This is a genomic window from Acutalibacter caecimuris (assembly GCF_034335085.1).
GTDB classification, from domain to species: Bacteria; Bacillota; Clostridia; order Oscillospirales; family Acutalibacteraceae; genus Acutalibacter; species Acutalibacter caecimuris.
Window position 1 is genome coordinate 46,797 of record NZ_JAWXXJ010000003.1, and the last position, 18,593, is coordinate 65,389.

Here is an 18,593-nt window from a genome sequence, read left to right on the forward strand (position 1 = left end):
AGAGGCTTATGATCATATTGTGTTCCAATGGCCTGACCAGCCGGCCCCTGCGGGAGGCGGCTGGCCGGTATGGCAAGGCCGGGGGCCGGGCCGCGCTGGTGGTTACGGCAGACCCGGTTTACCGGGAGGAAAACCGCCATGTGCCCCGCTGCCGGGCGGAACTGGAGGCGCTGGGCCTGGCGGTGGAGATTTTTGACTTTGACAGGCAGCCGGCGGAGGCCCTTGCCCACTATGACGTGGTGGAACTGATAGGGGGCAACCCTTACTACCTGCTGGATTCCATCCAAAAGCACGGAGGGCGGGAGGTTTTGCGGCAGATAGGGGAAAAGGGGCTGCTCATTGGGTGGAGCGCCGGGGCGCTGGTGCTGGGGCCCAGCCTGGGGCTGGTGAACCAATACAGCCCGGAGATGAACACCGTGGACCTTACGGACCTGCGGGCTTTGGGGCTGGCAGAGGCGCAGGTGCTGCCCCATTACAGCCGGTTCCACACCCGGTATGCGGATTTTGCGGCCAGGTGCCGGGCCTATGAGCAGGCCAACCACTGTGCCGTCACCCGGCTGGACGACGGCGAGGGCCTTTTGCTGGACGGGCAGGGCAGGCTGGTGGAGGAACTGTTCTCCCCCCTGCGGGTGGACGTGGCCGGGGTGGGGTTTCGCAACCCGGTGATCGCCGCCTCGGGCACCTTTGGCTTTGGCCGGGAGTACGCCGGGCTGTACCCCCTCAGCGAATTGGGGGGCATCAGTTGTAAGGGCACCACCCTGCACCCCCGCCCGGGCAACCCGCCCCCCAGGGTGACGGAAACCCCCGGCGGGATGCTCAATGCCGTGGGCCTGCAAAACCCCGGCGCAGCCCATTTCCTCCGGGAGGACCTGCCCTGGCTTTCCCGGCAGGGGACGAAAATTATCGCCAACCTGGCGGGCAGCACCGTGGAGGACTACTGTGAAACCGCCCGGCTGTTTAACGGCACGGCGGTGGATATGGTAGAGTTGAATATCTCCTGCCCCAACGTGAAGGAGGGGGGCGTGCAGTTTGGGGTGACGGCCCAGGGGGTGGAGGGCATCACCAGGGCTGTGCGGGCGGTATGCCAAAAGCCGCTGATGGTCAAGCTATCCCCCAATGTCACCGACATCAGCGAAATGGCCCTGGCCGCCGAAAGCGCCGGGGCGGACGCGGTTTCCCTGATCAACACCCTCACCGGTATGCGCATCGACATTAACACCCGGCGGCCGGTTATCCGCAACAATACCGGGGGGCTTTCGGGCCCGGCCGTGCTGCCGGTGGCCCTGCGCATGGTCTGGCAAGTTGCCCAAAAGGTGCAGATACCCATTGTGGGGCTGGGGGGCATCTCCACCTGGCAGGACGCCGTAGAGATGCTGTTGGCAGGGGCCAGCGCCATCCAGGTGGGCACAGCCATCTTTACCGACCCATACGCGCCCCTTAAGATACGGGACGGCCTGCTGGCGTTTATGGAGAAGAACGGGGTAAAATCTGTATCCGAACTGACAGGGGGTGTGCGGCCATGGTGACGAAAGTTTATCTAATCCGCCACTGCCAGTCCATGGGCAATCTGGAGCACCGGTTTCAGGGGCGGTTTGACGCGGAGGTGAGCCCCGCCGGGGAGCAGCAGCTTGCCCTGCTGGGCCTGCGTTTCCGCAACGAGGCCATCGACGCCATCTACACCAGCCCCCTAAAACGGGCCCGGGCCACGGCCCAGGCCATCGCCCAATACCACCCGGGTATCCCGGTGGTTGAGGAGCCGGGGCTCATTGAGATCGACTGCGGGGAGATGGAGAACCTGCTGCTCACCCAGGTGGCCCAGCAGTTCCCCCAGGTGGCAAGGAACTGGGACCAGAGCCCGGACCTGTGCCAATTCCCCGGGGGGGAAACCATGGCCCAGGTGTATGCCCGGGCCAATGCCGCCCTGGACCGGCTCATCGCCCAAAACCCGGGAAAAACGCTGGTGGCCGCCACCCACGGGGGGGTGCTGCGCAACCTGTACGCCCGGGTGGCCTTCGGCAAGCCGGAGGGCATCCGGGACAGCGGGGTGTTCGGCAACACGGGGGTCAGCACCCTGCTGGCGGAGGGGGATGCCCTGCGCTGGGAGGCGGTGAACGACCTGTCCCATCTGCCGGAGGATATGCGCCGCCCGCCCACCTACTTCTCCTTTACCCAAATGGCCGGGAGGGAGCCGGTATGATCATACTGGCGGTGGATTTGGGCCATGCCCGCACCGGGCTTGCGGTGTGCGACGCCCGTGAGATGCTGGCCTCACCCCTGATGGTGGTGCAGGAGCGGAACGAAGGGCGGCTGGCGGAGCGGGTGGCGGAGGCGGCCCGATCGGCCCAGGCGGAATTGGTGGTGGTGGGCCTGCCCCGGAACATGGACGGCACCGAAGGGGACAGCGCCCGCTTTGCCAGGGAAATGGGGGAAAAGCTAAAGGCGCTGACCGGCCTGCCGGTGGAGTTTTGGGACGAGTGGGGCACGACCATTACGGCCCACGGCTACCTGAACGAAACCAATACCAAGGGGAAAAAGCGCAAAGCCGTGGTAGACGCGGTGGCAGCGGTGATCATTTTGGAGGACTACCTGCGGGCCAGGCGGAACCGTTGCAAATAAAAAATAGCAGGGACATTTGCCCCTGCCATTTTATAACAAAATCAATAGTTTATTGTCTTTTCTATAACAAAATTTCCTTGCATATTATTCGCGTCAAAAGTGCTGGTGCGGACACCGATTTATGTAATCAGGTTGTGTATGTAGAGTAAATAACTGTCAATTCAGAGGATAATGCAGTATTCTGGTGAAAAACTCTGGCTGTGGTATCCCCGGCTTTAGGTATAAGAATGGTTCGATCGTATATAGTCGAGGTTGACGACAATGGGTTAACACCATCCTGATATAACGAAGAATCATTTTCCTAATTGTTTTCATCTAAATCAATAATTGGCAAATCCCAGCCGGGAAAAAGTTCACTAAAAGCGGGGGTTTCTTCCACTTCACCAGTTTCTAAATTCAGAGTAAAACCGATAACGCCACGATTATCTGCATACCAATCAGTTTGGTTGGCAATCTCGTCACGTGCCTCCAAGATCTTTTCCTTTGTCATGGCATCGGCTTTGTCAAGATCCATATAGGCATAGGTACGGGTTTCTGCAGAGATGACAGGTGTTGAATTAGAAACCGGTTTGGGTGAATTTTTGTACATCTCAATTTCTTCTTTGTGTTCAGATAAAAATTCTGCCGCTAATTCTTCTACAATTCTTTTTGCATAGTGTTTTAAAATAATTGAATAATTTTCAAGTAATATATGCAAGATAATTGGATAAATTAGCGTTTTGGAATACGTCCTAAATATCAGTTGAAAAATGACCTGGAAAGGCGGGGATCCTATGTGCAGCAACAAACGGAAGATCGTGCTGGTGGGCACCGGCATGGTGGGTATGAGCTTTGCCTACTCGGCGCTGAACCGCTCCCTTTGCGATGAACTGGTGCTGGTGGACATTGACAAAAAGCGGGCCATGGGCGAGGCCATGGACCTGAACCACGGCGTGGCCTTTGCCAGCAGCAGTATGAAGATTTACGCGGGCGAATATGCCGACTGTTCGGACGCGGATATTGTGGTGATCTGTGCGGGGGTAAACCAAAAGCCCGGCGAATCCCGGCTGGACCTGCTCAAGCGCAACGCCGCGGTGTTCCAGTCCATTATCGAGCCGGTGGTGCGTTCCGGGTTTGGGGGCGTATTTTTGGTGGCCACCAACCCGGTGGACATTATGACCAGGGTGACGTATGAACTTTCGGGCTTTAACCCCAACCGGGTGTTTGGCAGCGGCACCACCCTGGACACCGCCCGGCTGCGGTACCTGCTGGGGGAGTATTTCTCCGTTGACCCCCGGAATATGCACGCCTATGTGATCGGCGAGCACGGGGACAGCGAGTTTGTGCCCTGGAGCCAGGCCATGATTGCCACCAAGTCGGTTATCGACGTGTGTGAGCAGTCAGAGGGCCGCTACCGTTTGGAGGAAATGCAGCGCCTGAGCACCGAGGTGCGGGACGCGGCCCAGCAGATCATTGAGGCCAAAAACGCCACCTATTACGGCATCGGCATGGCTCTGGTGCGCATTTGCCGGGCCGTGCTAGGGGACGAGAACAGTGTGCTGACGGTTTCTGCCCGGCTGCGGGGGGAGTACGGCCAGCGGGACGTGTATGCCGGGGTGCCCTGCATTGTCAACGGCAACGGCGTGGACCGGGTGCTGGAATTGCGCCTGACGGAAGAGGAGCAGGAGAAATTCCGCGCCTCCTGCCGTGTGCTGGAGGAAAGCTACCAGGGGATGGGGCTAAACTAGACAAGCCTGCCAGGGCCGGGAACCGCTTAGCCCCTGGCCCCCTATGCCCCACGCCCCGGCATACCCCTGGCGGGGAACGGCGCCGCCAGGGGTTCTACATATTGTAGCCTCCCAGGCCGGTGGGGCGGGCGCCGTCACCATGGCCGGCACAGGGCCCACGGAGGGTGTGGGCGCCCATTGGCAAGGCGCTGCCTCTACAGGAAACCGGGGTACAGGGCCGGCCCCTATGCCTAGGGCTTGTTTGAAAATAGAGGAAATGACGGAATTTTGACCAGAAGCGGTCAGCTTCAAGGAGAAAACCGCAAGGAATACTTGCGTATTACGAGGATTTTCGACGCAGAAGATGGCTGTTTCTGGGTAAAAAGACGGCGTTTTCGATTTTTCAAACAAGCCCTAGCCGTTGTGATGCGTTGGCCTCCTTATACAAGAAATCGTGAAAAGCGTAAAGAGCCTGTTTTTTTGTGGAAACCCGGTTGACAAAACTGCCGGGATAGTGTATAATTTTCTGATGTAAAGAAGGTCGCTTTACAGAGAGGGGTGCGGGCTGTGGCGAAGGACTTGAGGATCTCTTACCTGTTGGACTTTTACGGGGAGATGCTCACAGAAACCCAGCGGGAGGCAATGGACGCTTACTACAACCAGGATATGTCCCTGTCGGAGATCGCGGAGGACAGGCGGATCAGCCGCCAGGGCGTGCGGGACGCCATCAAGCGGGCCGAGCAGCAGTTGGCCGAGATGGAAGAGCGGCTGGGGCTGTGTAAGCGGTTTGAGGAGGTACAGCGGGCTTTAGAGGCTGTGTGTGACTGTGCGTTGGATATCCAGGAGATGAACGCCCTGCACGGCAGGGTGGCTGGCATTGACCAGCGGGCCGGCGAGATTATGGAACTGGCCAAGGAGATTGCAGAGAGGGACTAGGAAACCGCGGTGCAAAGGGCCCTGCGGGTTATGCAAGGCCGTGGGCTTTACAGGCGGCTTTGCAGAGAATAGAATCGGGAGAGGTGAGCCGGATGGCGTTTGAGGGTTTGGCGGAAAAGCTGAGCAACTCGTTTAAAAAACTGCGGGGCAAGGGGAAGCTCAGCGAGGCCGACGTAAAAGAGGCCATGCGGGAGGTCCGCCTGGCCCTGCTGGAGGCGGACGTCAACTATAAGGTGGCAAAGGAACTGACTGGGAAGATCACCGAACGGGCCGTGGGCTCTGAGGTGATGGAGAGCCTGACCCCCGCCCAGATGGTCATTAAGATTGTAAACGAGGAACTGACCGCTCTGATGGGCGGCAGCGAGGAGCGGCTGAAAAGCCCGCCCCATCCCCCGGCGGTTATCATGATGTGCGGCCTGCAAGGCGCGGGCAAAACCACCCATGTGGCCAAGCTGGCCTATATGCTGAAAAGCCAGGGCCACCGCCCCCTGCTGGTGGCCGGCGACGTGTACCGCCCGGCGGCTATCAAGCAGCTAAAGGTCATGGGCGAGAAGGCCGGCGCCCCGGTGTTCGAGCGGGGCAACCAGGATCCGGTGGAAACCGCCAGGGAGGCGGTGCGCCATGCCAAAGACTATGGCCACGACTATGTGCTGATCGACACGGCGGGCCGTTTACAGATAGACGAGCAACTGATGGACGAGCTGCGCCGGATGAAAGAGGCTGTCAACCCCACCGACATTTTGCTGGTGGTAGACGCCATGATCGGCCAGGAGTCGGTCAATGTGGCAAAGACATTCGACGGGCTGTTGGACATTACCGGGGTTATCCTGACCAAGCTGGACGGCGACACCCGGGGCGGCGCGGCCCTGTCCATTAAAGCGGTGACAGGCAAGCCCATCAAGTTCGCGGGCACCGGCGAAAAGCTGGACGGCCTGGAGGTGTTCCACCCCGACCGGATGGCCGGGCGTATTTTGGGCATGGGCGACGTGCTCAGCCTGATTGAGGACGCCCAGTTGCGCATGGACGAAAAGGCCGCTGCCAAAACCGCTGAGCGGATGATGAACAACAAGCTGGATCTGAACGATATGCTGGACCAGTTCCAGCAGGTAAAAAAGATGGGCCCTCTGAAAGGCATCCTCTCCAAGCTGCCGGGCATTGGCGGCAAGGTGGATGAACTGGACATCGACGAGCGGATCATGGACCGCACCGCGGCCATCATCCTTTCCATGACCCCCTATGAGCGCAGCCACCCGGACAGCCTGAACGCCTCCCGGAAAAAACGCATTGCCGCGGGTTGCGGCCAGAAAGTGGAGGACGTAAACCGGCTGCTCAACCAGTTTAAGCAGACACAAAAACTGATGAAACAGTTTGGCGGTAAAAAAGGCAAAAAGCTGATGCGTGGCCTGGGCGGCATGGGCGGCGGTATGCCGTTTTAGTGAGCCGGGGCAAAGATTGCCACCGTCCGGGCCATGGACGGCGTAACGGCGGCACGGTACCGCCCGCTGGGCTTTTCGGCGTACGGCGCGTAATGATTGGATGGAGGAGGAGAATAGATGAAACTCGGCGAGGTATGCCTGCTGACCAGCGATGTAGTCCGTCTGGCTGATTTTTATAGAAAGCTGCTGGAAGCAGAGGACGGGGAGGACAAGGACGACCTGATGCATCAATTTGTGCTGGTAAAGGAAACCGACCTGACCATCATGAAAGATGACGCACCCCGCAAGGGCCAAAGCGCTGTTTTGACCTTTACGGTAGAGGACATCTACGCGGCCCATGCAAGGCTGCAAGAGATGGGCGTGAAGATTGTGGAACCGCCTACGGCCCGGCCCTGGGGGGCGGTGAACATGAGTTTTCTGGACCCGGATGGGAATGTGGTGTATTTCCGCACTTTCCCGCGCAATGGGGAGTGATCCCCCCAGCAAGGTTTGGACAGGGAGGCACTTGGCGTGCGGGCCCTTTCAATATAAACTATCAATTTATGAACAAGTGGAGGAAAATGACATGGCTGTAAAGATCAGACTGCGCCGTATGGGCGCGAAAAAGAACCCCTTCTACCGCATTGTGGTGGCAGATTCCCGTTTCCCCCGGGATGGCCGTTTCATTGAGGAGATCGGCTACTACAACCCCATGGAAGAGCCCAGCGTGGTCAAGCTGGACCCTGAGAAGGCCAAAAAGTGGATCGAGAACGGCGCTCAGCCCACCGACACGGTACGGGATCTGTTCAAAAAGCACGGCGTGATCTAAAATGTGCCGCCTTACCGGCCCATTTTGGGCTGTTGCAGGCACAAAAGCAGTATTACCGCAGAAAGGAGGGCACGTAGTATGCAGGATCTGTTGAGAGCGATTGCCTCGGGCCTGGTAGAAAAGCCGGAGGAGATTACCGTCAGCAGCGAGGAAGGGGAGGACGGCGTGGTTGTCTTCCATCTTCATGTGGCAGAGGACGATATGGGACGGGTCATCGGCCGGCAGGGGCGCATTGCAAAGGCCATTCGCGTGGTTATGCGCGCCGCCGCCGCACGCAATGATATGAAGAAGATCATGGTGGAGATCGACTAACGGAATTATGGCAGAGAGGGGCTTTTTAAGGCCCTTTTTTGCTTTTGGGAGGGACTATGGAAAAACGTTTTTTAGAGGCGGGGAAAATCGTGCGCACCCATGGCGTGCGGGGTGAACTGTGCCTGGAGCCCTGGGCGGATTCCCCGGATTTCTTAAAGCAGGTCAAGGAGTTTTACTTTGACCCCCAGGGCCAGCGGCCGGCAGGGCTGCAAAGCGCCCGGGTGCACAAGGGGCGGCTGCTGATCTGCCTGGCCGGGGTAAGTACGGTAGAGCAAGGGGACGCCCTGCGGGGCAAGGTGCTGTACCTGGACCGGGAGGAAATACACCTGGAAGAGGGCCGGTTCTTCTTACAGGACCTGATCGGCCTACAGGCGGTGGACGGCCGTACCGGCCAGGTATACGGTACGGTGGAGGAGATTTTAAACACCCCTGCCAATGACGTATACCGCATTGTGGGCGGGGGCAAGGAGTACCTTTTCCCGGCAGTGGCGCATATGATAAAGCGGACTGCGCCAGAGGAAGGGGTCATAGAACTGCTGCCCATCCCCGGCATTTTTGACGGCGGCGGGGAGGAAGCCTGATGCGCATGGACATTTTTACCCTGTTCCCGGCGATGTTCCCCCCTGTGCTGGAAACCAGCATTGTAGGCCGGGCCCGGCGGCGGGGCCTGTTGCAGATCTGCTGCCACCAGTTGCGGGATTTTTCCCCGGACCGCCGGGGCCGGGTGGACGATATGGTCTTTGGCGGGGGCAAGGGTATGTTGCTGATGGCCGAGCCCTTTGCACGGGGACTGGACGCCCTGGCAGAGCATTTAGGGGCCCGGCCCCATGTGGTGTACCTCTCCCCCAGGGGCCGGGTGCTGGACCAACAGCGGGCCCGGGAACTGGCCGGGCTGCCGGCCCTGGCCCTGCTGTGCGGCCACTACGAGGGGCTGGACCAGCGGCTGCTGGATGAATACCAGGCCGAAGAGCTTTCCATAGGCGATTATGTGCTGACAGGCGGCGAACTGCCCGCCATGATTTTGGCCGACGCGGTAAGCCGGATGCTGCCGGGGGTGCTTTCGGACCAGAGCTGCTTTGAGCAGGAGAGCCACTTCTCCGGCCTGCTGGAGCACCCCCAGTATACCCGGCCGGAGGTGTGGCGGGGCCGCAGCGTGCCGCCGGTATTGCTCAGCGGCCATCACCAGAAGATTGAACGGTGGAAAAGGGAGGAATCCCTGACAATCACCAGGCAAAACCGGCCAGACCTTTTTGTGCGCTATGCTGAGGCAGAACAGAAAAGCTGAGCACAAATAGTATAGTAGGCAAAGAAAAGACTATATATGGTAGGTGTGACAGCCAAAAGGCCACGACTGTACCAAAAACTTTCCACCATATCGGGCAATATACACAAATTGGGGCGGGCGAAACATTCATACTCTGTTCATGGAACCGAAATTTGTGCATACTTGTTGACGGCGGCGGGAAATATGGTATAATTAGTGTAATTTCCAGGAGGTTCTGAAGTCTTGGGGTACAGGGGGTGCCTGCTGCGGTGCCTGCTGTGGCCCCGCCCCAAACAGAGAGCAGGGGCCGGTTTGAAAACCGGGCTTATGTACGCGCGGTGTTCCAGCGGGCCCCACACACTGATTTCAAAATTCTGTAGGAGAGTGAATGTACATGTGCGCAAAGGAAGTTTTGGTTCAGAATCAGGTCGGCCTTCATGCCCGTCCGGCAACGTTCTTTATTCAGAAGGCCAATGAGTTCAAGTCCTCCATCTGGGTGGAGAAGGAGGAACGCAGAGTGAACGCCAAGAGTCTTTTGGGCGTATTGAGCCTGGGTATCGTGGGCGGCGTCACCATCCGTATCATTGCCGACGGTTCCGACGAGCAGCAGGCGGTTGACGCGCTGGTGGCTCTGGTAAACTCCGGGTTCGCTGAGTAAGAAAGCGGCTGTTAAACGGGCATCGCTGCAAAGCCTGTTTCAAACGGCCGAAACGTGTGCTTTTATGCTGAGGACGGCCGGTCCCAGCCGGAAAACCCACAGGCGCGGTACAAGCGGGTACTGCGGGGTCCCGGTAGGGGGACGGCTGCCTTTAAGGTAAAGGCAGGCGGTTCGGGGGTTTGAAACGGGTTTTGGCAGCGGTGCTTTTTTCTTGGGGGTGAAAGCTTTGACAGAACAGGACGAAAAAAAGAAAGAACTGCGTAAAAAAGCCATGCAGCTCCCTTTGACCCCAGGGGTCTATATCATGCACAACAGCAGCGGGGAGATCATCTACATCGGCAAGGCAAAGGCCCTGAAAAACCGGGTCAGCCAGTACTTTGGCTCCGAGAAAAACCACGACGCCAAAGTGCGCAAGATGGTATCCAACGTGGATTGGTTCGAGTACATCCTCACCGACAGCGAATTTGAGGCCCTGGTGCTGGAAAGCAGCCTGATCAAGCAGCACCAGCCCAAGTACAATATTTTGCTGAAGGACGACAAGGGCTATTGCTACATCCGCATCAGCGGCGGCCAGTGGCCCAAGCTTTCGGCGGTTTTGCAGATGGAGGATGACGGCGCCAAATACGTGGGCCCCTACCTGAGCTTTTGGTCCGTGCGGGAAACCGTCGACGCGGCCAGGAAGATCTTCAAGCTGCCGGACTGCAACCGGCGTTTCCCCCAGGACATAGGCAAAAGCCGGCCCTGCCTGAATTTTTACATCGACCAATGTTGCGCCCCCTGCCGAGGTAAAATAAACCAGGCGGAGTACAACGAGGCCTTCCAGCAGGCGTTGGACTTTGTCAAGGGCGGCAGCAGCACTTCGATAAAAGAACTGACCGCCCGGATGGAGCAGGCCGCGGAGGATTTGGATTTTGAACTGGCCGCCCGCCTGCGGGACAGGATCAACGCCATCAACAAGCTGAAAGCCCGCCAGAAGGTGGTGGCCAGCCGGGTGGAAGAGCAGGACGTGTTTGCCCTGGCCCAGGGCGAGGCCCACACGGCCTTTGAGGTGTTCCGGTTCACCGGGGGCAAGCTGAGCGACCGGGAGAGTTTCCTCACCGAGGGCTGTCAGCCGGATCCGGAAAGCCGCTCGGAGTTTTTGCGGCAGTACTACGCCATCCGGGACCGGGTGCCGCCGGTTGTCACCATGGACGGGCCGGTGGAGGACCAGGAACTGGTGGCCCGGTGGCTCACCGGGAAACGGGGGCGCACGGTAAAAATCAACGTGCCCCAAAAGGGCAGCCAGCGGCAGTTGGTGGAGATGTGCCGGGCCAACGCCGCCGAGAGCCTGGCCCAGCACAGCGGCCTTACCGGGCGGGACGCCTCTGCCCTGGATGAACTGCGGCGGCTGCTGGGCCTGGAAAAGACCCCGGCCTATGTGGAGTGCTATGACATCTCCAACCTGCAAGGGGGCGAGAACGTGGCGGGCATGGTGGTCTTTGAGAACGGCAGGCCCTTAAAGGCCGCCTACCGGCGGTTTAAGATCAAAACCGTAGAGGGCCAGGATGACTACGGCTCCATGCGGGAGGTGATCCGCCGGCGGTTCGAGGAATACAAGGCCCACCAGGCAGCAGGGGACAACACCGGTTTCGGCAGGCTGCCGGACCTGGTGCTGCTGGACGGAGGCAAGGGCCATGTGGCGGCGGTGCAGCCCGTACTGGAGGCAATGGGGGTCAACGTGCCCCTGTACGGCCTGGTAAAGGATGACAAGCACCGCACCCGGGCCATTGCCAAAACCGGGGGGGAGATCGCCATTACCTCCACCCGGCGGGCGTTTACGCTGCTGTCCACCATCCAGGACGAGGTGCACCGGTTTGCCATTGGCTACCACCGGCAGCAGCGGAAAAAGTCAGCCATTTCCAGCACCCTGCTGTCCATAGAAGGGGTAGGCCCGGCCCGGGCCAAGGCGTTGCTGAAACACTTTAAGACCGTAGGGGCGGTCGGCCAGGCTGCGGTAGAGGAGCTGGCCGCAGCGCCGGGCATGAGCAGGCCGGCGGCCGAGGCCGTGTACAGGCATTTCCACGGGGAGGATGGGCAGAAAGGGGCCGGATAAGGCCAGCGGTCCCCTTTTGCGAAACGGCGGGGAGCCCAAACTTTCCTTTGCGGGCCTGCCACGCGGGATTTTCCTGCATTTTTTCCATAAAAGATGCAGAAAATTTTCCGTAAAGGTTGACATCTACCCTGAAAAATGGGATAATAACATGGAATGTTTCTTTTGGAGTGGAACTATGCGAATTATTACCGGTACAAAACGGGGCAAAAAGCTGCTCTCCCTGGAGGGCGAGCAGGTCCGCCCCACCACCAATATGGTCAAAGAGGCCCTGTTCAACATCCTGCAATTTGGCATTGAGGGCCGCCGGGTGTTGGACCTCTTCGCCGGCTCCGGCCAAATCGGGCTGGAGGCCCTCAGCCGGGGCGCCCGCCAGGCCGTGCTGGTAGACAGCAGCCGGGACGCGGTGCGGGTGATCCAGAAAAACGTGGAGGCTACCGGCTTTGGCAGCCAGTGCCAGGTGGTGGCCGCCGATTTTGCCGGCTACCTGCGCGCTGAACAGGGTATGTTCGACGTGGCGTTTATCGACCCGCCCTACCAGGCCGGCCTGCTGGGCCAGGCCCTGTCCCTTACCGCCGGCCGCATGAACCCTGGCGGGGTCATTGTGTGCGAGCACGGCAGCAGGGAGGAGCCCCCCGAAGGCGCCGGGGGCTTTGCCAAGCAAAAAACCTACCGCTACGGCCGTACCGCCCTGACGGTATACCGGGCACAGGGGCAGTAGAAAATAAGGGAAGGCCGGGGCGCCCGGCCGCAAGGAGTTTGAAACGCGGATGACGGAACACATGAAAACAGCCGTCTGCCCCGGCAGCTTTGACCCGGTGACTTTGGGGCATCTGGACATTATCAGCCGGGCCAGCAAGATTTTTGACCGCATCATCGTGGCAGTGCCAGTCAACCCGGACAAGCGGTACAGCTTTTCCGTGGAAGAGCGTATGGCCATGCTGGAAAAGGTCTGCCGGGCCGAGGGCCTCTGCAATGTGGAGATAGACCGGGTAGAGGGCCTGTTGGCCGACTATGCCCGGCAAAAAGAGGCCGTGGTGGTAGTTAAGGGCCTGCGGGCCCTGACGGATTTTGAGTATGAATTCCAGCAGGCGCTGACCAATAAAAAGCTGAACCCCCAGTTGGAAACCATGTTCCTGTCTACCAGCGCGGAGCATATGTTTTTAAGCTCCAGCATGGTCAAGCAGGTGGCGGGTTTCCGGGGGGATATCTCCCACTTTGTCCCCGCGTGTATCCTGGAGGAGATCAAAGGGCGCCTGTGCGCCCAAGCCTAGCCGCCCCCGGCAAAGCGGCCCACAAAACGGAAAACAACCTTGCCAAAACCGCAAGGCAGAATAGCGCACGGCCTTGCGGGCTTTGGGAAAGCCCCCATCGCTCTGCCGGCCAAGATATTGGGAAAGGAACGGGTTACTATGAGCAATAACCAAGCGACCATTGAAGACCTGATCGACGAGATGTACGACGTGCTGGAGAAGGGGTTCAAGCTGCCCTTGTCCTCCGGCAAGGTGCTGGTGGACAGTGAGGAGATCCGGGCTATCCTGGATGACATCCGGGACGTGTTCCCCCAGGAGATCGGCCAGGCCAAGGCTATTGTAGCGGACCGGGGCCAGATTTTGGCAGAGGCCCAGCGGGAGGCGGACTCTATCCTGCATACCGCCGAGGAGCGGGGGAAAGCGCTGGTATCCCAAGAGGAAGTGGTGCGCCAGGCCCAGCAGATGGCCAACGAGATCGTCACCCAGGCCCAGGCTAAGGTGCGGGAAATGCGCAAAGCCAGCAGCGATTATGTGGACGATCTGATGCGCCGCACAGACGAATCCCTTTCCGAAAGCCTGACCGAATTGCGCAAGACCAGGCAGAATATCAAGGCCTCACAGCGAAACTCACAAATCTGACCTGCTTTTTTTGTGCTGATTTGCCACAATAAACTAAGCCTCCCCATTCCCTTCGCAAGATATTGCGAAGGGAATTTTTGTTCCCGCAAAATGCCCTCGAACGTGCCTTCGAGCCTAGAGATGGGCGGCTTTTCCCAGATTTTGCGGTTGCTTTTAGGGGGAGATTACGGTATAATAAAAAAGCCGGTAAGGCAAATAGTGGTGGAAAGTGTGTAGTAGCGGTGAAGAATGTGGAGCCCGGTGGCAAATATCCCAGGCCCACCCCAGCCGCCCCAGCCACGGACACGGAAAGGGGTCATCAGTATGCTGACGGGCGAATACCGGCACAACATGGACCCCAAAGGCCGTGTAACCATGCCATCCAAGTTCCGGGAGGACCTGGGGGACCGTTTCTTCGTGTGCAAGGGGCTGGACGGCTGCCTCTTCGTGCTCTCCTGTGCCCAGTGGGCCAAGCTGGTGGAGAAGGTTTCCGCCATGCCCCTTTCCCAGGGCAAAGGGATCCAGCGCTATTTCTTCTCCGGCGCGGCAGAGGTGGAAACGGACAAGCAGGGGCGTATCCTGATCCCCCAAAACCTCCGGGACCACGCGGGCCTGGACAAGGACGTTACGGTCATCGGCGCGGCGGTACGGGCTGAGATATGGGATACAGCCCGGTGGAACGACTACAACAGCAGCCAGACCGCCGAGGAGATCGAAGAATCTATGAATTTGCTGGGGTTCTGAGGCGCATATGGAATTTCAACACAAACCGGTACTTTTTCATGAAACCATCGCGGGCCTGGCCCCCTGTCCGGGCGGGGACTATATTGACGGCACCGTAGGCGGCGGGGGGCATTCCCAGGCGATCCTGGAAGCCCTGTCCGGTCAGGGCAGGCTGCTGGCCATTGACCAGGACCCGGACGCCCTGGCGGCGGCCTCGGCCCGGCTGGTCGGCTTTGCCAATGTGGTATTCGCCCGGGGCAATTTCAGCCACATGGACAAGCTGGCCCAGGAAAATGGCTTTACCCAGGTAAACGGCATCCTGCTGGATATCGGCGTGTCCTCCCACCAGTTGGATGACCCCCAACGGGGGTTTTCCTACCACCATGACGCGCCGCTGGATATGCGCATGAGCCAGCAAGGGCCCAGCGCGGCCGACCTGGTCAACAGTCTCTCCCAGCAGGCGTTGGCCAGCGTGATCGCCCGTTATGGGGAGGACAAAAGCGCCGGGCGCATCGCCCAGGGCATTTGCCGTGCACGGGAGGAAGGGCCTATCCGCACCACCGGGCAACTGGCAGAGATCATCAAGGGTTCGGTACCGGCCGCTGTGCGCCGGGCAGAGGGCCACCCGGCCCGCCGCACCTTCCAGGCGCTGCGCATTGCGGTAAATGGCGAGTTGGACTGCCTGCGCCAGGGCCTTACGGCGGCTTTCGGGCTGCTAAAGCCCGGCGGGCGGCTGGCGGTCATCACCTTCCATTCCCTGGAAGACCGCATTGTAAAACGCCAGATGCAGCAGTGGTGCCAGGGCTGTGTGTGCCCCAAGGATTTCCCCGTGTGCGTCTGCGGGCAAAAACCCCAGGGCAGGCTGGTCTACAAAAAGGGGCTTGCCCCCTCCGGGGAGGAAACCGCCCAAAACCCCAGGGCCCGAAGCGCCCGGCTGCGGGTGTTTGAGAAGGGGCAGGGTGAAGGCACAGGCCCGTAACGGGCAGGGAACGGCTTTATCAGTCAGGTCAGGGAGGAAGGCTTACCGGGACAGGAATATCCGCGCGGGATGGGGTCGGCGGCCCCTATCTATACCGCTTTACATAACCAGCCAACAGTATTTGTTGCAGATATAGCCCAGGCCAATGGGGCCGGGGCCAAAAGCCGGCCAATCGGGCCGGCGGGGAGGACACACTATGGCATATCGGACAGAGGCCTATGATTTTTCGTATTTTGAGGAGCGGAATACCGCCCCGAAGTTAGAGCCTCAGGTGGTAGAGGAGCAGGCGGGCAATGTAGTCGAGTTGCCCGAACAACAGGGCAGTGTAGTCGAACTGCCCGAACAGCCGGGGGCCCAGCCGAAAAAGCAGGCGAAAGTCCGGCGCAACCCGCTGAAAATGGTGGCAGGTACGCTGTGTTTCATTACGCTGTTCGCCGCGGGCCTTACCGCGGTATTAAGCGAGGTGCAGCTAACCGAGCTGACCGAGAAGATCAACGAAACCCAGAACCTGCTGGACGAGGCGGAGAGCCTGGAGATCCAGCTAAATATGCAGGCCGCCCAACGTATGACGGACGCCCAGGTAGAGGACTACGTGGAGCAGCAGTTGGGCATGGGCAAGGCAACCGGCTCCCAGGTGTTTTATAGGCACGTGGCCCAGCAGGACAAGGGCACGGTGGTGCAGGAGTTGGAGGATATGTCGGCCATTGACCAATTTTTTGCGCAGATAAGAGCCTGGCTGGCAGGGTAATAAGCGGCCGCCGGCCGGAATAACAATAGAATGGCGGAGGAAAGGGGAGAGCCAAAGGGATTTGGCTCTCGCTTTATAGGTGCAGGGGCAGCGGCCCCGGCCGCCAAAGGCCAAAGGCCCACAGCCTGCCGGCCAGTTTTTTTGGAGGAAAAAGCGTATGGCAAAAGGCACAACTGAAAGAATAAAGCAGAAGGCCATTGGGCTTACGGCCGTCCTGGTTATCCTGGGTTTCGGGGCGGCGGCCGTCAGCCTGTTCCATTGGCAGATCCTGCGGGGGGAGGAGATGAGCGCCAAGGCGGTAGAACAAAGCCTGCGCAGCACCACCCTGCCCGCCATGCGGGGGACGATCTACGACGCCACCGGCACCAAGGTGCTGGCCCAAAGCGCCAGCGTGTGGACGGTGGTCTTAGAGCCGGTGTACCTGGCAGGGGACGAAAACCTCCGGCGCACTGTGGCCAACGGCCTGGCGGATATCCTGGAGATGGACGCGGCGGCCCTGTACGAAAAGACCGGCGACAAAAGCTCCTACTACACGGTCATCAAGCGGAAGATAGAAACCGACGTGCGGGACAGGATCATCCAGTTCAAGAAGGACAACAAGATCGACAACGGTATCCGGCTCATCGATGACTACAAGCGCTACTACCCTTACGGCACCGTGGCCTCCAATGTGCTGGGCTTTACCGGCAATGACAACAATGGGCTGGGCGGCCTGGAAATGTACTACGAGAGCGAGCTCTCCGGCAGCACCGGCCGGCTGATCGCCGCCAAAAACGGCTTTGGCACCGATATGCCCTTTGAGTACGAGCAGGTGGTGGATGCCACCAACGGCTATGACCTGGTGCTGACCATTGACGAAACCGTGCAAAGCATCCTGGAAAAGTACCTGGCCGAGGGCATCGAGAAGTTTAAGGTAAAAAACGGCGCCGTGGCCGTTGTGATGGACGTGGACACCGGCGGCATCCTTGGGCTGGCCACCCGGCCCAACTTTGACCCCAACGACCCTATGACCATACTGGATGAAAGCCTGCTGAAAGAGATAGAGGCCATGCCCGAAGGGGAAGAACGGACAGAGGCCAGAAACCTGGCCTTAAATACCCAGTGGCGCAACAAAGGCGTTTCCGATACCTACTACCCCGGCAGCGTGTACAAAATGTGCGTGGGCGCTATGGGTATTGAGGAGGACGTAGTGCGGGAGGACAGCACCTACACCTGCTCCGGCGCGGAGAAAATAGAGGGCCGCGACGACCCCATCCACTGCTGGAAACGGGCCGGCCATGGCACCGAAACCTTCCGGGAGGGCCTTTGCAACTCCTGCAACCCCTGGTTCATGCACATCGGCCGGGAGCTGGGGATAGAAACCTTCTGTAAGTACCGCGAGTCCTTTGGGTTTACCAGCAAAACCGGCATTGACCTGCCCGGCGAGTCCTGGAGCATCTACCACCATGAGGACGAGATGTCCCTTTCCGACCTGATGGTGGAGTCCTTCGGCCAGAACTTCAGTATCACCCCCATCCAGATGATCACCGCCTGCGCGGCCGTGGCCAACGGGGGCTACCTGGTGCAGCCCCATGTGGTGGACCGGATCGTGGACGGCGACGGCAACATAGTAAAAAGCGCCGACACCAGCTACCGCCGGCAGGTGATCTCCGAAAACACCTCCGCCATCATCGCTGATACCCTCAAGCAGAACGCCGCCTCCGGCACGGCCCGGGGCGGGTATGTGTCCGGCTACCGCATCTGCGGCAAAACCGGCACCTCCGAGAAGATCGCCAAATACTGGGAGGACCCTACCAAGCCCATGGAGTACATTGCCTCTTACTGCGGTTTCGCCCCGGCGGAGGACCCCAAATATGCTCTCTTGGTATTTTTCGATGAGCCCGGCGGCGACGACCCCCAAAGCAACCCCACCGGCGGCAACGCGGTGGCCGGCCCCATCTTCTCCGCCATTATGCAGGAGATCCTCCCCTACCTAGGGGTAGACGTCCAGTACACCGAGGACGAGTACAGCCAGATGGACATGGTGTCCCCCGCGGTGGTGGGCATGACCATCGGCGAGGCCCAGGAGAAACTGGATGAACTGGGCCTGTACTTCAGCGTAGTGGGCGATGGGGAAGACTGGGACAACAAAGTGGTCGAGCAGATCCCCGCCAGCGGCTCCACGGTACCCAAGGGCGGCAAGGTGGTGCTGTACACCACCGGCTACAGCAATGACGAGGCCTTTGTCGAGGTACCGGACTTCTTTGGGATGGATATGGTCAACGCCAGCTACCTGGCAGAGGTCAACGGCCTGCAAATCAGCGTAAACGGCAGCCGGGATGCAGGCACCGTGGTCATGATGCAGGCCATCCCGGCAGGGGATAAGGTCAAAAAGGGCTCGGTCATCACCCTGACCTTTGCGGAGGACCTGAACACGGAAACCTATGTGCACGTCACCGAGTAGGCGT

21 protein-coding genes are annotated in these 18,593 nt (G+C 59.6%); 20 read left to right on the forward strand and 1 reads right to left on the reverse strand.

Going from position 1 to position 18,593, the window contains the following annotated elements; genetic code table 11:
• Positions 1–8 precede the first annotated feature (8 nt).
• From U8U01_RS17540 to ruvX, 3 genes are read left to right on the forward strand one after another with little or no spacing between them, the layout of a single operon-like run.
• Positions 9–1,526, forward strand: coding sequence for a dihydroorotate dehydrogenase (locus U8U01_RS17540; RefSeq protein ID WP_437124378.1), 1,518 nt, complete (start codon positions 9–11; stop codon positions 1,524–1,526).
• On the forward strand, positions 1,520–2,197 hold the full coding sequence (locus tag U8U01_RS02600) for a histidine phosphatase family protein (RefSeq protein ID WP_322169981.1): 678 nt from the start codon (positions 1,520–1,522) through the stop codon (positions 2,195–2,197). The genes U8U01_RS17540 and U8U01_RS02600 overlap by 7 nt, the downstream gene beginning before the upstream one ends.
• Complete coding sequence (gene ruvX / locus U8U01_RS02605; RefSeq protein ID WP_322169984.1) at positions 2,194–2,616, forward strand: Holliday junction resolvase RuvX; 423 nt, start codon at positions 2,194–2,196, stop codon at positions 2,614–2,616. The genes U8U01_RS02600 and ruvX overlap by 4 nt, the downstream gene beginning before the upstream one ends.
• 301 nt (positions 2,617–2,917) lie before the next feature.
• On the opposite strand, the gene U8U01_RS02610 is transcribed toward ruvX, so the two are convergent.
• A complete protein-coding gene (locus tag U8U01_RS02610) occupies positions 2,918–3,313 on the reverse strand; it encodes a hypothetical protein (RefSeq protein ID WP_322169987.1) in 396 nt (131 codons plus the stop codon).
• Positions 3,314–3,389: 76 nt separating this feature from the next.
• On the opposite strand from U8U01_RS02610, the gene U8U01_RS02615 reads away from it, so the two are divergent.
• From U8U01_RS02615 to U8U01_RS02695, 17 genes are all read left to right on the forward strand, one after another.
• Positions 3,390–4,343: an L-lactate dehydrogenase gene (locus U8U01_RS02615; protein WP_322169989.1), complete on the forward strand. Its 954-nt coding sequence runs from the start codon at positions 3,390–3,392 to the stop codon at positions 4,341–4,343.
• A 546-nt stretch (positions 4,344–4,889) separates the two neighbouring features.
• Positions 4,890–5,258 carry a YlxM family DNA-binding protein gene (ylxM, locus tag U8U01_RS02620; RefSeq protein ID WP_322169991.1) on the forward strand — a complete coding sequence of 123 codons (369 nt, stop codon included), beginning with the start codon at positions 4,890–4,892 and terminating at the stop codon, positions 5,256–5,258.
• Between the two features lie 92 nt (positions 5,259–5,350).
• Positions 5,351–6,694, forward strand: coding sequence for a signal recognition particle protein (gene ffh, locus U8U01_RS02625; protein ID WP_322169993.1), 1,344 nt, complete (start codon positions 5,351–5,353; stop codon positions 6,692–6,694).
• A gap of 117 nt (positions 6,695–6,811) precedes the next feature.
• Positions 6,812–7,168, forward strand: a complete 357-nt coding sequence (locus tag U8U01_RS02630) for a VOC family protein (RefSeq protein WP_322169996.1) — start codon at positions 6,812–6,814, stop codon at positions 7,166–7,168.
• A 91-nt stretch (positions 7,169–7,259) separates the two neighbouring features.
• On the forward strand, positions 7,260–7,502 hold the full coding sequence (gene rpsP / locus U8U01_RS02635; protein ID WP_120425957.1) for a 30S ribosomal protein S16: 243 nt from the start codon (positions 7,260–7,262) through the stop codon (positions 7,500–7,502).
• Between the two features lie 78 nt (positions 7,503–7,580).
• Positions 7,581–7,814, forward strand: coding sequence for a KH domain-containing protein (locus tag U8U01_RS02640; protein ID WP_322170002.1), 234 nt, complete (start codon positions 7,581–7,583; stop codon positions 7,812–7,814).
• A gap of 56 nt (positions 7,815–7,870) precedes the next feature.
• Positions 7,871–8,395, forward strand: coding sequence for a ribosome maturation factor RimM (gene rimM, locus U8U01_RS02645; RefSeq protein ID WP_322170005.1), 525 nt, complete (start codon positions 7,871–7,873; stop codon positions 8,393–8,395).
• Positions 8,395–9,099 (forward strand): tRNA (guanosine(37)-N1)-methyltransferase TrmD, encoded by a 705-nt coding sequence (trmD, locus tag U8U01_RS02650; protein ID WP_322170007.1) that lies wholly within the window; start codon positions 8,395–8,397, stop codon positions 9,097–9,099. Before rimM ends, trmD begins: the two co-directional genes overlap by 1 nt.
• Positions 9,100–9,472: 373 nt before the next feature.
• Positions 9,473–9,736 (forward strand): HPr family phosphocarrier protein, encoded by a 264-nt coding sequence (locus tag U8U01_RS02655; protein WP_322170008.1) that lies wholly within the window; start codon positions 9,473–9,475, stop codon positions 9,734–9,736.
• 226 nt (positions 9,737–9,962) lie between these two features.
• The gene (uvrC, locus tag U8U01_RS02660; RefSeq protein ID WP_322170010.1) at positions 9,963–11,828 is read left to right on the forward strand and encodes an excinuclease ABC subunit UvrC; all 1,866 of its coding nucleotides are present in this window, start codon (positions 9,963–9,965) and stop codon (positions 11,826–11,828) included.
• A 175-nt stretch (positions 11,829–12,003) separates the two neighbouring features.
• A complete protein-coding gene (gene rsmD / locus U8U01_RS02665) occupies positions 12,004–12,546 on the forward strand; it encodes a 16S rRNA (guanine(966)-N(2))-methyltransferase RsmD (RefSeq protein ID WP_322170013.1) in 543 nt (180 codons plus the stop codon).
• A gap of 61 nt (positions 12,547–12,607) precedes the next feature.
• Positions 12,608–13,099: a pantetheine-phosphate adenylyltransferase gene (gene coaD / locus U8U01_RS02670; protein WP_322170351.1), complete on the forward strand. Its 492-nt coding sequence runs from the start codon at positions 12,608–12,610 to the stop codon at positions 13,097–13,099.
• A 138-nt stretch (positions 13,100–13,237) separates the two neighbouring features.
• A complete protein-coding gene (locus U8U01_RS02675; RefSeq protein WP_322170016.1) occupies positions 13,238–13,717 on the forward strand; it encodes a F0F1 ATP synthase subunit B family protein in 480 nt (159 codons plus the stop codon).
• A 303-nt stretch (positions 13,718–14,020) separates the two neighbouring features.
• Entirely contained in the window at positions 14,021–14,440 is a 420-nt protein-coding gene (gene mraZ, locus U8U01_RS02680) for a division/cell wall cluster transcriptional repressor MraZ (protein ID WP_322170017.1), read from the forward strand.
• 7 nt (positions 14,441–14,447) lie between these two features.
• Positions 14,448–15,398 carry a 16S rRNA (cytosine(1402)-N(4))-methyltransferase RsmH gene (gene rsmH / locus U8U01_RS02685; RefSeq protein WP_322170020.1) on the forward strand — a complete coding sequence of 317 codons (951 nt, stop codon included), beginning with the start codon at positions 14,448–14,450 and terminating at the stop codon, positions 15,396–15,398.
• Between the two features lie 196 nt (positions 15,399–15,594).
• Complete coding sequence (locus U8U01_RS02690) at positions 15,595–16,146, forward strand: hypothetical protein (protein ID WP_322170023.1); 552 nt, start codon at positions 15,595–15,597, stop codon at positions 16,144–16,146.
• A gap of 157 nt (positions 16,147–16,303) precedes the next feature.
• Positions 16,304–18,589 (forward strand): penicillin-binding transpeptidase domain-containing protein, encoded by a 2,286-nt coding sequence (locus U8U01_RS02695; protein ID WP_322170026.1) that lies wholly within the window; start codon positions 16,304–16,306, stop codon positions 18,587–18,589.
• Positions 18,590–18,593 lie beyond the last annotated feature (4 nt).

What these genes read in the sequence shown, in the direction of transcription:
- U8U01_RS02640 (WP_322170002.1), top strand. Translation starts at nt 7,581, where the DNA reads ATGCAGGATCTGTTGAGAGCGATTGCCTCGGGCCTGGTAGAAAAGCCG.
- ffh (WP_322169993.1), top strand. Translation starts at nt 5,351, where the DNA reads ATGGCGTTTGAGGGTTTGGCGGAAAAGCTGAGCAACTCGTTTAAAAAA.
- U8U01_RS02655 (WP_322170008.1), top strand. Translation starts at nt 9,473, where the DNA reads ATGTGCGCAAAGGAAGTTTTGGTTCAGAATCAGGTCGGCCTTCATGCC.
- trmD (WP_322170007.1), top strand. Translation starts at nt 8,395, where the DNA reads ATGCGCATGGACATTTTTACCCTGTTCCCGGCGATGTTCCCCCCTGTG.
- rsmH (WP_322170020.1), top strand. Translation starts at nt 14,448, where the DNA reads ATGGAATTTCAACACAAACCGGTACTTTTTCATGAAACCATCGCGGGC.
- mraZ (WP_322170017.1), top strand. Translation starts at nt 14,021, where the DNA reads ATGCTGACGGGCGAATACCGGCACAACATGGACCCCAAAGGCCGTGTA.
- U8U01_RS17540 (WP_437124378.1), top strand. Translation starts at nt 9, where the DNA reads ATGATCATATTGTGTTCCAATGGCCTGACCAGCCGGCCCCTGCGGGAG.
- U8U01_RS02690 (WP_322170023.1), top strand. Translation starts at nt 15,595, where the DNA reads ATGGCATATCGGACAGAGGCCTATGATTTTTCGTATTTTGAGGAGCGG.
- coaD (WP_322170351.1), top strand. Translation starts at nt 12,608, where the DNA reads ATGAAAACAGCCGTCTGCCCCGGCAGCTTTGACCCGGTGACTTTGGGG.
- U8U01_RS02615 (WP_322169989.1), top strand. Translation starts at nt 3,390, where the DNA reads ATGTGCAGCAACAAACGGAAGATCGTGCTGGTGGGCACCGGCATGGTG.
- U8U01_RS02600 (WP_322169981.1), top strand. Translation starts at nt 1,520, where the DNA reads ATGGTGACGAAAGTTTATCTAATCCGCCACTGCCAGTCCATGGGCAAT.
- ruvX (WP_322169984.1), top strand. Translation starts at nt 2,194, where the DNA reads ATGATCATACTGGCGGTGGATTTGGGCCATGCCCGCACCGGGCTTGCG.
- U8U01_RS02695 (WP_322170026.1), top strand. Translation starts at nt 16,304, where the DNA reads ATGGCAAAAGGCACAACTGAAAGAATAAAGCAGAAGGCCATTGGGCTT.
- rpsP (WP_120425957.1), top strand. Translation starts at nt 7,260, where the DNA reads ATGGCTGTAAAGATCAGACTGCGCCGTATGGGCGCGAAAAAGAACCCC.
- rimM (WP_322170005.1), top strand. Translation starts at nt 7,871, where the DNA reads ATGGAAAAACGTTTTTTAGAGGCGGGGAAAATCGTGCGCACCCATGGC.
- rsmD (WP_322170013.1), top strand. Translation starts at nt 12,004, where the DNA reads ATGCGAATTATTACCGGTACAAAACGGGGCAAAAAGCTGCTCTCCCTG.
- U8U01_RS02630 (WP_322169996.1), top strand. Translation starts at nt 6,812, where the DNA reads ATGAAACTCGGCGAGGTATGCCTGCTGACCAGCGATGTAGTCCGTCTG.
- U8U01_RS02675 (WP_322170016.1), top strand. Translation starts at nt 13,238, where the DNA reads ATGAGCAATAACCAAGCGACCATTGAAGACCTGATCGACGAGATGTAC.